This window comes from Veillonella montpellierensis (assembly GCF_947090115.1).
Taxonomy (GTDB): Bacteria; Bacillota; Negativicutes; order Veillonellales; family Veillonellaceae; genus Veillonella; species Veillonella montpellierensis.
The window spans coordinates 1-15,464 of the sequence record NZ_CAMUMS010000013.1 but is presented as its reverse complement, the minus strand read 5'-3'; the positions used below and the strand labels follow the sequence as shown (position 1 = coordinate 15,464).

The 15,464-nt window shown below is 35.1% G+C and carries 10 protein-coding genes and 1 pseudogene; 8 read left to right on the top strand and 3 right to left on the bottom strand.

What is annotated here, in order from left to right; all coding sequences use genetic code 11:
• Window positions 1-354: 354 nt before the first annotated feature.
• The 3 genes and pseudogenes from P6940_RS07255 to P6940_RS07245 form a co-directional block, all read left to right on the top strand.
• Window positions 355-858: pseudogene (locus P6940_RS07255) on the top strand (8-oxo-dGTP diphosphatase); the annotation flags it as partial.
• A 30-nt stretch (window positions 859-888) separates the two neighbouring features.
• Window positions 889-1,914 (top strand): A/G-specific adenine glycosylase, encoded by a 1,026-nt coding sequence (mutY, locus tag P6940_RS07250; protein WP_414625610.1) that lies wholly within the window; start codon window positions 889-891, stop codon window positions 1,912-1,914.
• Between the two features lie 97 nt (window positions 1,915-2,011).
• The gene (locus P6940_RS07245; RefSeq protein ID WP_231562230.1) at window positions 2,012-3,151 is read left to right on the top strand and encodes a metallophosphoesterase; all 1,140 of its coding nucleotides are present in this window, start codon (window positions 2,012-2,014) and stop codon (window positions 3,149-3,151) included.
• A 456-nt stretch (window positions 3,152-3,607) separates the two neighbouring features.
• On the opposite strand, the gene P6940_RS07240 is transcribed toward P6940_RS07245, so the two are convergent.
• A complete protein-coding gene (locus tag P6940_RS07240; RefSeq protein ID WP_028257942.1) occupies window positions 3,608-4,963 on the bottom strand; it encodes a class II fumarate hydratase in 1,356 nt (451 codons plus the stop codon).
• 257 nt (window positions 4,964-5,220) lie between these two features.
• On the opposite strand from P6940_RS07240, the gene P6940_RS07235 reads away from it, so the two are divergent.
• Both P6940_RS07235 and P6940_RS07230 read left to right on the top strand, forming a co-directional pair.
• Complete coding sequence (locus tag P6940_RS07235) at window positions 5,221-7,308, top strand: OPT family oligopeptide transporter (protein WP_028257943.1); 2,088 nt, start codon at window positions 5,221-5,223, stop codon at window positions 7,306-7,308.
• A gap of 628 nt (window positions 7,309-7,936) precedes the next feature.
• The gene (locus P6940_RS07230) at window positions 7,937-8,560 is read left to right on the top strand and encodes a hypothetical protein (protein WP_038153225.1); all 624 of its coding nucleotides are present in this window, start codon (window positions 7,937-7,939) and stop codon (window positions 8,558-8,560) included.
• 330 nt (window positions 8,561-8,890) lie between these two features.
• On the opposite strand, the gene P6940_RS07225 is transcribed toward P6940_RS07230, so the two are convergent.
• Window positions 8,891-10,174 (bottom strand): S-layer homology domain-containing protein, encoded by a 1,284-nt coding sequence (locus tag P6940_RS07225; RefSeq protein ID WP_277293631.1) that lies wholly within the window; start codon window positions 10,172-10,174, stop codon window positions 8,891-8,893.
• 163 nt (window positions 10,175-10,337) lie between these two features.
• Window positions 10,338-11,558, bottom strand: a complete 1,221-nt coding sequence (locus P6940_RS07220) for an S-layer homology domain-containing protein (protein ID WP_028257945.1) — start codon at window positions 11,556-11,558, stop codon at window positions 10,338-10,340.
• A gap of 871 nt (window positions 11,559-12,429) precedes the next feature.
• On the opposite strand from P6940_RS07220, the gene P6940_RS07215 reads away from it, so the two are divergent.
• From P6940_RS07215 to P6940_RS07205, 3 genes are read left to right on the top strand one after another with little or no spacing between them, the layout of a single operon-like run.
• Entirely contained in the window at window positions 12,430-13,167 is a 738-nt protein-coding gene (locus P6940_RS07215; protein WP_028257946.1) for a (Fe-S)-binding protein, read from the top strand.
• A gap of 14 nt (window positions 13,168-13,181) precedes the next feature.
• Window positions 13,182-14,633, top strand: coding sequence for a LutB/LldF family L-lactate oxidation iron-sulfur protein (locus tag P6940_RS07210; protein ID WP_028257947.1), 1,452 nt, complete (start codon window positions 13,182-13,184; stop codon window positions 14,631-14,633).
• Window positions 14,634-14,636: 3 nt separating this feature from the next.
• The gene (locus P6940_RS07205; protein WP_028257948.1) at window positions 14,637-15,353 is read left to right on the top strand and encodes a LutC/YkgG family protein; all 717 of its coding nucleotides are present in this window, start codon (window positions 14,637-14,639) and stop codon (window positions 15,351-15,353) included.
• Window positions 15,354-15,464 lie beyond the last annotated feature (111 nt).

Below are 15,464 nucleotides of genomic sequence, written 5' to 3'. Positions count from 1 at the left end.
TATAATAAGTATGTAACTATTTATTATTATACCGTAGCTTGTGGGATTCGCCTATTACATATTGTGGATATATAGTAAAAGTGTAGTAGTGAGAAAATTATAGTATAGGTTATGAAAGAGTAGATTCTAGTGTAGATGAGCGTAGATTAGCAATGATTGTATTGTAGGTCTTATAGGATTTACCATATAGAGTGTCATGGTAGCACATATGACTGAATGATATGACCAATCTAGTATATGATGAGATTATATAGTAACATGCTCGATACTTTTACTCAACTACCTATGATGTCGTGGGGGATTGTTATATTTGATATAATGAATAAAGATATATGAATGATGAAGGGAGAACATATGAAACCAACGACATTGTGTTTTGTCATTGATACAGAGAATAGAATTTTATTAGGACGTAAAAAACGTGGGTTTGGTGCTGGTAAATATAATGGCTTTGGAGGAAAAGTTGAAGATGGAGAAAGTTTTGTACAATGTATGATTCGTGAATTACAAGAAGAATCTGGACTTATAGTTAAAGCAGATGCGTTAGAACCAGTGGCATTATTAAACTTTCAATTTCCTCATGACACATCATTAACACATATTGGATATGTGTATCTCATCCGCGATTATGGGGGGACCGTCATAGAAACAGAAGAAATGGAGCCTTGTTGGATTTCAATGGACCATATTCCTTATGATTCTATGTGGTCCGGTGATCGAAAATGGGTGCCCAAGATACTGGAAGGGAAAAAATTAGAAGGAATGATACAGTTTGGAGACGATAATGAAACTGTGGTATCTATGGATTTAGTAGAGGTTGATACGGTTATAGATGAAACAGAATTATTACCGCTAGAATGGACAAATCATTTGTTAGATTGGTATGATGTGAATCAACGTGAGTTGCCATGGCGTAATACGGGAGATCCGTATAAAATTTGGGTATCAGAAATCATGTCACAACAGACAAGGATTGAAGCGATGAAACCATATTTTGATAATTGGATGATGCGGTTTCCTACTATGCAGGACTTAGCAGATGCATCAGAAGAAGAGGTGGTTCACGCATGGCAGGGGTTAGGTTATTATAGTCGGGCAAGAAATTTGCGACTAGGCGTACAAGAAGTAGTAGAGCAATATGGCGGTCATGTGCCACGGAATCGAAAGGCTATGGAATCATTAAAAGGAGTTGGTGCCTATACAGCAGGAGCCATATTATCCATGGCGTTTAATCAACGAGAAGCGGCAGTGGATGGCAATGTATTACGTGTATATGCTCGTTTGTATCATATAGAGGACGACATATTATCAACTAAAGGAAGAAAAAGAATTACCTATTTAGTAGAGCAAACGTTACCATATGATCGCCCAGGAGAATTCAATCAAGCCTTAATGGATTTTGGATCCGCTATTTGTATACCACAAAATCCGCGTTGTCATGAGTGTCCCTTATCCGCTGTTTGTATTGCGTATGCACGAGGCGATGCGCCTTCATTGCCTATACGGATTAAAAAGACAAAAGTGATTACAATTTCTATGATGGTAGGATTATTAAAGTGGGGGGACTATTATTTGTTACATAAACGCCCTAATACAGGGCTATTGCGATCTATGTGGGAATTTCCAAGTGTGGAAGAACCAGCTTCTTTTATAGAAGGCGCTAGTCATTTAGAAAATCAAGTTAAAAAATTTGGTTGTACAGTAGTATTGGAGAATGAGTGTATACAAGAACTTACCCATTTATTTTCACATCGCAAATGGATTATGCGTGCATATCGGGGCATAATAACGTTTGAAGGTACATTAGAAAGTTTACAGGCACAATTGCCAGCAGATTGGCAATTGTTAAAAAGGAGCGAATTTGCTGATTATGTATGGGCAGGTCCGCATGGTAAATTAACGACTCTATGTTAATGATTGTAATGCTGAGGTGAATTAAAATGTTGTATAGAAAGGACTATGCATGCAAGCCTATCTAGAGCCTATTATTATAGGCATATTAATTATTCTATTGATACTATTTATTAGTGTATGGTTGTGGGTATGGCAACCAAAACAAAGACTACTACTTGCTGCTACTTGTTGTGCTGTGGGTGGTACGTTGATGATTGGTGTTCATTATTTTATCATGCATCAAACTGATCTATATGGCACTTGGTTGTATGAGGTACTACAAATATGGCGTACAGAATCATATGCGTGGAGCATTGGTATCGTAGTTTCTATTATGGGCTTACTCATAACGATTGCGGTAGAAAAGATTATAAATTATTATAGACCACCCAGGACTGTAACAATAGGAGAGTCTCGGCGTGCCTTATTTAAGAAAATAGGTATCGCTGTACCTGCTGTGACGATTGGTGGTTCTAGTGTAGTTGCTTTTGATGGACAATATCGTATTGAAGTAACCCATCATGAGTTAGCTTTTCCTCGTCTACCACAGTACTTACATAACTATCGATTGGCGCAAATTAGTGATGTTCACATAGGTCCCTGTATTGATTTACAAGAATTTGATCGCATTATGGACTATGTGTTAACCGAAAAACCACAGAGATTATTAATTACGGGAGATTTAATTGATACACTAGAATGGTTGCCTAATCTATGTGAGCGCATTAATCAACTGGTTTCTCAATTTCCAGATGGAATTGATTATATATTGGGAAATCACGAGCATTTTAGGGATGTAACGCGCGTTACTAGGGCTTTGCGGAATACATCTATGAGGGTACTGATTAATGAAAACTATCAATTAAATAAGGATGTTAGTATAGACGATCGGCCGGTCTATTTGGCTGGCGTTGATTATAATATGAATCGTAATCGTATTGCTTGCCGTCAAGAAATGATGGAACAAGCATTAGCAGGTATTCCAGACGATGCGTTTGTTTTGCTTATGGCCCATCATCCTGAGTTTTTTACAGAGGCTATGGAAAGAAATATACCAATGACATTTAGTGGGCATACTCATGGAGGCCAAATTAATGTATTGGGAGTGAATGTAGTCCCTATTGGAACACCGTATGTGAAAGGTATGTACGTGCATGGTACATCTTGTTGTTATGTTAATCGTGGATCTGGTCATTGGTGGCCTATACGGATTAATTGCCCGCGAGAAATTTCTGTTTTTACATTTCGCTCACAATGATACCATATAGTGCGTGTTAGCCTGATATGGACTCAGAATAATCAAAGTATTCTATGTACATGGTTGATTACGAATAGGTATAGCATTTACTAGTAATTCATACATGGTATGGGGTTAGGAATGCATCCTCCCTATAGCATGAGAAATTTTATGCAGTAGGGTAATCATAAATTACAATTATTATATAAATAGCGATAGCATATATACCAAATACATATTAGGAGGGTATGGTATATATGCTATCGCTTTTGTAGAAATCGATACACAAGTTGAGGTATGAGGTATGAGTGTATCGAGTTGACTATACAATTAGATAGTGTATAGTCATTTTGTTAGTTTATGAATATGTAGTGGTACATTATTATACGTATCATCTAGGTTGGAGGAGTTGATTACTAGTGATATAGTGTGTGCTGAAAAGAGATATGAAATCAATGAAATAGTGGCGTTAGCACATTACTTCATTTTTACGGCTTGATCAAACTCTTCTTCCGACATAAGTTTTTCTTCGAGAATAATGGATTTAATAGAAGTATCACGTTTGTATGCATCTTTTACTACTTTTGCTGCTTTGTCATAGCCAATGTATGGTGTTAACGCTGTAGCAATTTGTAGTGATTGTTCTACAAAGAATTTTAGTTTTTTAGGAATAAATTCGACTCCATCAATGCATTTTTCAGCGAATGAATTCATTGCATCAGATAATAGACGAGTAGATTCGATAAAATCATAAATCATAATCGGCATATACACATTAAGTTGGAATGCCCCACTACCAGCACAGACTGTCATGGTAGTATTAATACCAAATACTTGAGCACATACCATTGTTAAAGCTTCGCATTGGGTAGGATTTACTTTTCCTGGCATAATGGAGGAACCTGGTTCATTAGCTGGTAATGTCCATTCACCATATCCACAACGAGGACCAGAGCCTAGGAAACGAACATCATTCGCAATTTTAAATAGAGTAGTAGCTAATGTGTTGAGTGCTGCATGAGCTGTCATAATCGCATCTTTTAATGACATGCCTTGGAATTTATTATTTTCAACTCGGAATGGAGCACCGGTTACTTCTGGCAAAATAGCATCCATAGCAGCAAGGTAGCCATTTGGTGTATTCACACCAGTTCCTACCGCAGTACCACCTAAAGGAACATCTAATAAATAATCAGTAGCTTCTACAATAATTTTACGAGCTGTTTTAAGACCTGCTACGAAAGCACTGATTTCTTGATCTACCATAATGAAAGTAGCATCTTGTAAATGTGTACGACCTACTTTTTGTAGTCCTTTACCTTTTTCTTGAAGCTTTTCAAAGGAGGCAATGAGTCGATCAAGAGCAGGCAACACGCGTTTTTCTATTTCAAAATAGGAAGCGATATGCATTGCTGTAGGGAATGTATCGTTAGTACTTTGACCACGGTTTACATCATCATTAGGATGTAATGGAATGGATTCGTTAATCTGTTTTGCTCGATGAGCAATTACTTCATTCACATTCATATTAGTTTGTGTACCCGAACCTGTTTGGAATACACAAAGAGGAAATTCTTCATCCCATTTGCCAGCTAGAATTTCATCTACTACTTGTGCAATGAGTTTTGCTTTTTCTTCACTAATGGCGCCACAAATTGCATTTGTTTTAGCACACGCCTTTTTGACTAAAGCGAGGGCCTTAATTTGTTCCAATGGCATGCAATGAGTGCCAATTTTAAAATTGTTAAATGAACGTTGTGTTTGAGGACCGTAAATACGTGCTGCGTCGACTTCGACAGGGCCCATAGAATCATATTCAGTGCGAGTTTCCATGATAATACCTCCTCAATTAATAATAAAATGATAATAAATATCAATTACAAATTATATTATAAAGGAAATTTATAAAAAAGTCATCATGAAATTTATAATAATTTTCATTTAGATTGACTAACAAAAATAAATTAAAGAATATCCATTAGAGATAATCAAATGTATATACTAAAAAAACATTTTTTTCTTGTGCTTTATCGTGAAAAAGGGTAAAATTAATCTATCCTTATCTCGTATATTAAAAGGGGGTATTTTAAGTGAAACATGATTTTATGAGTCATGAACTGCGATTGCCAGAACTTACATTACGTGGAATGCTATTAGGTATTTTAATTACTATTGTATTTACTGCATCTAACGTATATTTAGGTTTGAAGGTGGGATTGACATTTTCCTCATCAATTCCAGCTGCTATTATTTCTATGGCCATTTTACGGTTTTTTAAAGATTCTAATGTATTAGAAAATAATATGGTACAGACGCAGGCTTCAGCAGCGGGGACATTGTCTGCTGTTATTTTTGTATTGCCAGGTTTACTAATGTTAGGGTATTGGCAAGGGTTTCCATTTTGGCAAACATTTTTACTATGTACTTGCGGTGGCTGCCTAGGCGTGTTATTTACAATTCCATTACGCCGTGCGATGGTTGTCAATAGTGATCTCCCATATCCAGAAGGACGAGCAGCGGCAGAAATTTTGAAAGTAGGTAGCCATTCTGCTACTAATGCTGGAAAATCCTCAGGTATGAAGGAAATAGTGAGTGGCGGTGTCGTAGCAGGACTTATTAATTTATGTACATCTGGATTTCATGCACTTGCTGATTCTGCTAGTTTTTGGTTTCAAGCAGGAAAAGGTATTACACAATTTCCTCTAGGATTTTCTACAGCATTACTTGGCGCAGGATATTTGATTGGTATTGCTAGTGGGATTGCTATTTTAGTTGGTATGATCATTGCATGGGGAGGATTTGTACCATACTTAACTAGTGTATTACCGATGGATGGTGATAGTACTACTAAATTTGCCATGGGTGTTTGGAAATCAAAGGTCCGTTTTATCGGTGCTGGTACTATTGCTATTGCCGCTATTTGGACATTAATTAAATTAGTCAAACCAATTGTAGAAGGTATGAAAATTTCTGTACATAATATGGGCATGAGCGGTGATGAACGCATTACACATCGCATGGATACAGATATGAAAGCTAGTACGATTGCCGTTGTATTCCTTGCCATTATGATTGGGTTAATTTTTACATTTTACTCTTTCGTTAGTGCTGTGGATATTAGTAGCTCTTTAATGATTATATTAATTATTTGTGGCGTTATTATTTCTGTGTGCGTAGGATTTTTTGTGGCCGCTGCTTGCGGATATATGGCAGGTTTAATTGGTACTTCTGCTAGTCCAATTTCTGGGATTGGTATTATTGGTATCATTATTTCTTCACTTGTTGTATATGCCATTGCTTCTGCTAACCATTTATTTGCTACGCAAGCAGGCGTTGATTTTGCGACAGCATTGGCGATTTTCATGACTAGTGTAGTTGTATCTATTGCAGCTATTTCGAATGATAATCTACAAGATTTAAAAACTGGACAATTAGTAGGAGCTACACCATGGAAACAGCAGGTAGCTTTATTGATTGGTAGTGTAGCTGGTTCTTTAGCGATTGCACCAGTGTTAAACTTGTTGTACCAAGCTTACGGATTTACTGGTGCTATGCCACGAGCTAGTATGGATCCAAGCCAAGCGTTATCGGCACCACAAGCTACATTGATGACGACGATTGCACAAGGTATTTTTAGTGATAGCATGGATTGGTCATATATTTTAATCGGCGTAGGTGTAGGTGTTGTTGTTATTTTAGTTGATTTAATATTGAAAAATACGACTGCATCGTTAACCTTACCTCCATTGGCAGTAGGCATGGGGATTTATTTACCTCCATCCTTAGAAATGCCATTAGTCATGGGCTCAGTATTGAGCTTCTTTGTTGGTCGTTATATATTACAAAGAGCTAAAGAACGCTCAGGTGAGGTCTTAGCTGAAGAAGATGCAGAACAATGTAATCGTCGTGGTGTTTTATTCTCATCTGGATTAATTGTTGGGGAAAGTTTGATGGGCGTTATTATTGCAGTTATCATTGTATTTTCCGTAACATCTGGTGGTAGTGATGCACCATTGGCCATATTTGGCGATGATTTTGCAGATACTAGCAAGTGGTTGGGATTAATTGTATTCGTTCTTATGATGGTGTACATTGCTCGCCTTGTAATTACTACCAAATTTGATAAGGAACAAGCCCTAGCTATTTTGGCAGAACGTAAAGCAAATGAAAATAAATAGGCATTAGTATACAGATAATAGGTATATGTATATATAGAGAATAATAAGGATGTAAAAGACTGTATGGTAACTATGTACCGTACAGTCTTTTTAGTAGGAAAATGATTCTAATGTGTATGCGAGATAATAATAGTATCAGAGTAGAGCTGATAGAATGTACTAAAATCACCGATAGGTCTGTTAAAATTATATGAAGCATAACATATATTTAAATACAATATAGTATAGTTGTATTACTCATTACTAAGATATTTCTTTTACATTGCTTATGACAATCAGTAGATTATATACAAAACGATGACATCCTAGATTCCTCGTTGCGGTGATTTCACTATATTTTATAGGATAGGTTACATTACATACTATATAGGAAGATAGCACCTTTGGTGACTATAGGTTGCTCTTTTACTATATCGATTGCTATAATATTATATATATAGAAAGAGTGATTGAGCGTCAGTGTGTAATAATTATCTTAGGATACGACAATCATGACAAAGTGTGTTATCGTAGACATATATAGCACATATGGGGATAGTGGACATTAAGACGTATAGAAATATGTAAATTCTGAATTAGAATAATAGATGCATAGTATAATCGTATAAGAATAGAAGGGGCAAGTCTGATGAATAAAAAAATTGCTATTATGATGATAGTAGGAGCTGTTATTGGTTATAGAACAATTGTTACAGCAAATGCTGATACTATTCCTGTCCAAGTTGTAAAGGATCATAAAACAGTACAAGGAGCAGATAAGTTGGTGGTTGTTAATGCTGTATCTGGTCAGCAGGATATAGATAAGCAACGAATTTCAAGCACTGCATCTCCAGAAACAAATAGAACGATTCGTACTACCTTAGAAGGACTTTCAAAGACTTGCACGATGGTAGCTGTACCATCAGCAGAAGAGTATACATCTAGGTTGCGTGTAGGCATTACACCTACTGCTATATTAGGCGATCATATTCATATTGTATATCCTACCATTAACTCTGTCAGTCCTGTTGTTACTCATAGAATTAATAAGAAATTAGCTAATTATGCTACTTCTATAAAAACATCAATAGATAAACGAAATGAAAAAGAACATATGACATATAATATTCTTATGAGTTATGATATAGAAAAGAATCAAGATGGATTACTTCGTATTGTTATGTATACATATACGATTGAAGATAATGCGATAGAAGGTACTATGGTTACGAAAGAATTTATCTTTAATACTACTTCTGGTAAAAGCATATAATTAACCATAATATTTTTACTAATCTATGGGTGACATGTAATGTCTATATCTATCGTTATTAGCCTTATTAAGGTTTATACGATGTAAGCACTCATGATAGTTTATAAGAAGTCGTAACTATATACTCAACGAAATAGAGGAACATTGAGCATGTTGCATCAATGTTCCTCTATTTTATGTTTTATAGTAAAGAAGTAGTTTACAGAATACATCGCTATGGCAGATTATACATATAACTCATATTCCTATCTGTAATTATACGGCTAGAAAGAGTAACTATTATTTCATTATGAGTATATGATGATGTTGTAGTGTATCATTGAGATTGTTTTATTGATGGGCTTTTATTTCATTAGCAATATGCCATTTGACAGGTTTTGACCAATTTGTTTCAGTCACAGGGGGTAATTGTATAGAAGCTTTTTTGCCAAATCGTTTAACAAAGGCTTTTTTTGTGGCTGGTGATAATTCATCTACGGTCAAAATAAGAGAGGAGACAGATATATCTGGAGTGATGGAGATGACAGTCCCTTGAGGCTCTAATTGATTATACATATATGTTGTTTCTAGTTGTAAATTATCTAAATCAGCTTGTGTATAGCTACCTATATGAGTAATGACAGAGGTAGTTAGTTCTTTATCATTTGAGGTGGCTAAGGCGGCACCAAATTGTTTTAATTTATTTTCCTTAGTAAAAGTAACATATAGTTTCCCGTGATTCCAGAACATGACTCCATCATTTCTAAAATCTATCTCTATATCATGGTATTTGAATGTATTCATTAATAATTTATTAGTTTTACTTTCAATGGTTTGTCGATGTATTGTATCCATAAAGGCAAGAGCTTGTGGTGTATGTGTCATACGATAGGCGATTTCAGCGGCTTCAGCACGAGTGATGTATTTTTCAGGATTAAACATGCTATGCGGATTATAGGCTAAAAATTTAAGACTTGCCAATTCACGTACCGCATCTTGTGCCCAAGGGGCTATAAATTTTTGATCGCTGTAATTATACTCATCTAATATGGTAGGATCCTCCGTTACGTAACCAATATAATGGATATAGTTGTCAGCTACCACTGCAAATTCTTGCCGCGACATATATTTTTCAGGACGATATGTTGTATCTCCGTAGCCGCTAATAATATTTTTTTTAGCTACTGACTCAATAGCTAGTGCAGACCATCGATCGGAAGTAATATCAGAAAATGTGCTCGATAACATAACTGTTGGCGTTTCGCCTAAGAGGTTATTAAATAGGGTTGCTGCTTCCTCTCGTGTTAATGGACTTTCAGGCTTGAATGTATTATTAGCATAGCCATTAATAATTTTTTCCTGTGTCATGGTAGAGATAGATTGGTAAGCCCAATAATTGGGCGGTACATCAGCAAATATATATTGGCGAGAATTGTTAAAGGAAGATACACTATTGGTAATAGAGGTAGAAGTATCTATTGTATTAGCATTGATAGGCACGCTATGCGATGCTGGTTTCACAACGGATATAGTAGCGTGCGAAATCGTATTGGCATGAACATTAGGCAATTCACCTAAACTAATAGTGAATAAGCCAGTCATGAGTATTGTTAGGATGTGATTTTTTTTGTTCATTACAAATTCCTCCTGCGATTACTATAGTTGTATTGTATCACAGAATCAGTATGTATTTTGGTAGATTTTGTAAAATTTGTTTAATGGTATATAAAATAGTGAGAGGAGTGGATTTATTGAAAATTCACTCCTCATATTAGTGGGTATAGATTACACTATTGGATTAATTAGTTTTTACAACCATTTTAACTTTAGAAGCAAATGTTTTATCTACACCTTGTTGGGTACTAGCAGAGGCTGTTGTTACTAATGCGTATAATTGGTTGTTTTGCACGTCTGGAAAAATGACAATAATCATACCAGATTTTTCGTGGGATCCATAATACTTACGGAAGTTTTTTTCGATTTTATTATATTCTGTTTGGCTATAATTAGAGGATTCGACGGTTACTTGTTTCATAGCAGCAAATTTAGTTTTTATTAACGACAATTTTTTTCTATCTTTTACCGCTATGTGAAGTATATTGTCTTTCCAGTATATTACGCCATAGTCCTGAAATTTATTAGATGATTTATAGATTTTATTCAATTTATTAAATACGCTATTTTCCAAATCTTTTTGTTGTTTATTTTCTGCAGTCATCTCTTGGTTGGACTTAGAAGCGTCTTTCTTTTCCACTGTTGATGATACATTATGAGTGGTAGAAGCATTAGCTTTTTCAATCATTACTGGCTGATTAGTGATGATACGATATAAAATAGATGTTACTTCTGCACGTGTGATAGGGTCTGATGGGTTAAAAGTAACATCTGGACCATAGGCTAAATATCCTTTTTCTGCCAGTGCCATGATAGCTGATTTGCCCCAGTCTGTAAATGAATCTTGATCTTTAAATTGGATGTTTTCATTTTTATTGCTGGTTTTGACATGCTCTAACTTGGCAAAGTTTAGTGCTGTAACAGCAAATTCTTGACGAGTCATTGCCTTTTCAGGATTAAACGTGCCATTTCGATAGCCTCCCATAATATTACTATTACATACAGTGGCAATAGCACTATTAGACCAACGGGTAATCGATACATCAGAAAAAGCACTCGTTAAGATAGGTGTTTGGGAATCAATATGATGTTCTTTGTTTATGATAGTAGCATAAACACAAGCAATTTGTTCTCGTGTCATAGAAGCATTTGGTTGAAAGGTGTGGTCACTATAGCCAGATATATACCCTGCATTACTCATAGCAGCGATAGCTGTTTTAGCCCAATGATTAACAGTGTCACTGTAGACGCCAGCAGGCAATGGTAATAAAGCATCTACAGATGCAGTCTTATGAGTGGCACTTGCGGGTGAGGCGATATTTGCTGATGGAGTATTCGCAGAGATAACAGTGGTACTTAATGATAAACAGATTGCTACTACTAATGATAATTTAGATGATTTCATAGGACAGACCTCTTTCTTATTGATTAATAACTAGGCGTAGACTGTCATTCACACTTTTCCTATTTGTATAGAGAGTGCTAGGATGATAGTTATTATATACTCTAAAATATAATATTGTTAGTGCTACAGTGTTTGATTAGCATTATGAAACGATGTTTGATTAGTATTATGAAGGCTAAATTTATGTGGTCCATAGTATATTAGAAACAATTAATGGATTTATTATTTATATATTATAGACAAGAAATACGTGTATGTATAGAGACAAGCGTTGTATAGAATAGTTAATATTAGAATTTTGGATGGTAGCTAACTAGTTGATAATATGGACTATACTAGTGACATTTTATGGGTAATATGTGAAGTAAAATGGTTAATTATGAGAGATGCTTTCAAAAAACTGTATTGTGTAGATTAGAAATGATGATAATTTATATAATTTTACAGTTATACTTATAATTATAAGTATTTCTAAATTGCATAGATATAGAAGATTTTTTGATTAATATAAGATTAAAATCATATTTTTGAATTATTTTGTTAGCAAAAGTGATGATAAAAGGTAAAAAAGGTATTGATATAGATGATAAATTGAATGCCTGTTAGAATTGTAAATATCTGTATTTTTCATATAATGTATTTGATAATGATTATTGAAATAATAATTTATAATTCAAGGTATGATTTTTAATCATAATGGTAGCTTACAAAATAGCTAGTTTACTGATATTGCATATCCTTAGACATTATTAATATTCTATTTTATAATGTGAGTAATGAATATCATTCATTATTCGAATGAAATGTAAATGGATGCGTTAGAATTTATCCATAAATGTGTAAGTACTAGTAAAGTTGAGGATGTGAGAAAATGAAAATTCATCTATTTTCACAATGTTTGATTGATATGTTTTATCCACATGTAGGTATGGCTGGCGTACATGTGTTAGAAAATCTGGGTTGTGATATTACAGTTCCTAAGAAACAAGTGTGTTGTGGACAAATGTTTACTAATTCAGGGTGGAACTCATCAGCAATGTCTTCCATTAAAAACACTATTGAAACATTTGAAGACGCTGACTATGTAGTTAGTATGTCAGGCTCTTGTGCATTCGCCATCAAAGATGAATATCGTGAAATCTTAAAAGATGAACCAGAATGGCTTGAAAGAGCAAATAAGTTAAGTGAACATATTTATGAATTTAACCAATTTATTGTCGATGTATTGGGCGTTACTGATGTAGGGGCTCGTTTTAAAGAAAAGGTAACCTATCACCAATCTTGTCACGTTACTCGTTTGTTAGGTGTTCGAGAACAACCACTTACATTATTAAATAATGTAAAAGACTTAGAATATATACCTATGGAACATTCTGATCGTTGCTGTGGTTTTGGTGGTACATTCTCCGTAAAACAACCAGAAATTTCTGAGCAAATGACTCGTTATAAAGCACAAAAAATTGCTGAGTCTGGGGCTAACGTAGTTGTAGGTAGTGACCAAGCTTGTCTTATGAATATTGCTGGTATGCTTGATCGTATGCATAAAGAAGGCGAAATTAATCGTCGTATCAAGACAATGCATATTGCAGAAGTTTTGAACTGCCGATAGGAGGATGACAATACATGGCTATAATTTATGATAACCGACCATTTAAAACACGTATAAAAGAGTGTATTGATAATCAATTTAAGGTACATGCTATTCAAAGAGCGCAGGATGTATTTGGCGATAATCGTGAAAAATTAGTGGCAGCAGTACCAGAATGGCAAGATTTTAGACAACATGCAGCAGAACTTCGCGATCATGTATTAGCAAATCTTGATTATTATGTAAATCAATTTGCTGAAAATGCTGAAAAAGCAGGAGCTCATATACATTTTGCTGAAGATGGTGTAGAAGCCTCTAAAATTGCTTTAGAAATTTTGCGACAAAAAGAAGCAAAAATGGTTGTAAAATCTAAAACTATGGTATCTGAAGAAATAAGTTTAAATGAAATACTTATTGAAGCAGGTATTGAAGTTAATGAAACTGATTTAGCTGAATTTATTTTGCAAACTGCAGATAATAATCCACCATCACATATTGTTGTACCAGCACTTCATTTGGAACGTAATAAAATCCGTGAAATATTTATGGAAAAAATAGGCTATGTTGGCTCTAATGATCCAGAAGAAATGACAAAATATGTGCGCCAATATATTCGTCAGCGCTTTTTGAATGCAGATGTAGGATTTAATGGATGTAATTTTGGCGTGGCTGAATCTGGGACAGTTACTATTGTATCTAATGAAGGTAATGGTCGTATGGCTAGTTCCATTCCTGAAACACAAATTGTGTTGATGGGGACTGAACGTATTGTTCCTGACTTTGCAGCTTTAGATATTATGATGGAACTATTAATTCGTTCTTCGGTAGGTAGTAAAATTTCTAGTTACTTCTCAATGATTACTGGCCCTGCTAAAGATGGAGAAGCTGATGGACCTAGAGAACAGCATATTATCCTTGTAGATAATGGACGTTCTCGCATTTTGGGAAGTGAATTTGAAGAAATGTTACGATGCATTCGTTGTGGCGCTTGTATGAATGTGTGCCCAGTGTATCGTCAGATTACTGGACATGGATATGGTTCTATCTATCCAGGTCCAATGGGTGCGGTTTTAACACCATTACTAGTAGGCTATGATAAAGCTGGTGATTTGCCATATGCCTCTACTTTATGTGGGGAATGTACGGATGCTTGTCCAGTTAAGATCCCATTACATGAACTTTTATTAAAACACCGCGTGAAGATTGCAGAAGAAGAAAATTTACGACCACCAGTAGAAAAAGCGATATTCAAAGTGGTTGGTACCGTGTTTGGTAACAATAAATTATTTGATTTGGGCACTAAAGCCGGCGCTATTGGTATGAAATTCTTGAGCCATAATGGAACAATGGATGAATGGACAAAGGTCATCCCTGTTTTAGGTGGTTGGACTAAGTCTAAAGAATTAGGCGTATTAAAAACTAAAAAATTCCGTGATGTGTATGCTGAATATGAAGCACAAAAGAAAGCTCAGAAAAAGGAGAAATAAACAATGGATGAAGCTAAACGTAAAGCCTTTTTAGGGCGTTTATCAAAATCTTTGGGCCGTACTGAAGTACCTACATCTGTGGAACCTTTCGATTATAGTAAAGGCCCACAAGGCAAACTTATGCAGAATATGAGCCGTGATGAAATTGTCGAATTATTTAAAGCAGAATGTAAAAAAAATAATACTAAGTATGTGGAAACGACAAAAGATAATTTATATTCTGTATTAATGGACGTTATTAAGGATTGGGGTAATGGTAAAGTTATTTATCCTGATGCGCCAGAACTAGATGAATATAAATTACGAGATGCTTTTAACAATAATACCAATCAAGATGTTACATTTGTAAAATGGGATGCAGAAAAGGGCCGTGATTATTGTATTGGTGAAGCACAGAATGCTGAAATGGGGATTACATTTGCTACATTGGGTATAGCAGAAACAGCTACTGTGTTGCAACGTAGTGATGTAGGATCGGGACGTTCTGTAGGATTATTGCCACTTGTACATATTGCTGTTATTAAGACGAAAGATATTTATCCTCGTATGACACAATCTATGCAACGAGTACAAGAAATATATGATGCTGATCCAGCAGGATTCCCATCTAATTTTGTACATATTACTGGGCCATCTAGTACGGCGGATATTGAATTGGTTCGTGTAGTAGGTGTTCATGGTCCTGTTAATATTTCTTATGTATTGGTTAATGAAGATTAATAGTATATAGCCAATATATACGTTATTAGTCCGTGGTTGATATAATTAGAAACTTATTGTATTGTACGCCGAATAGGCATGATTAAACCCCCAGTTAAACTGGGGGTCAGT

Coding starts and splice junctions, on each gene's coding strand:
- P6940_RS07210 (WP_028257947.1), top strand. CDS start 13,182: ATGGCTATAATTTATGATAACCGACCATTTAAAACACGTATAAAAGAG.
- P6940_RS07205 (WP_028257948.1), top strand. CDS start 14,637: ATGGATGAAGCTAAACGTAAAGCCTTTTTAGGGCGTTTATCAAAATCT.
- P6940_RS07240 (WP_028257942.1), bottom strand. CDS start 4,963: ATGGAAACTCGCACTGAATATGATTCTATGGGCCCTGTCGAAGTCGAC.
- P6940_RS07220 (WP_028257945.1), bottom strand. CDS start 11,558: ATGAAATCATCTAAATTATCATTAGTAGTAGCAATCTGTTTATCATTA.
- P6940_RS07215 (WP_028257946.1), top strand. CDS start 12,430: ATGAAAATTCATCTATTTTCACAATGTTTGATTGATATGTTTTATCCA.
- P6940_RS07225 (WP_277293631.1), bottom strand. CDS start 10,174: ATGAACAAAAAAAATCACATCCTAACAATACTCATGACTGGCTTATTC.
- P6940_RS07230 (WP_038153225.1), top strand. CDS start 7,937: ATGAATAAAAAAATTGCTATTATGATGATAGTAGGAGCTGTTATTGGT.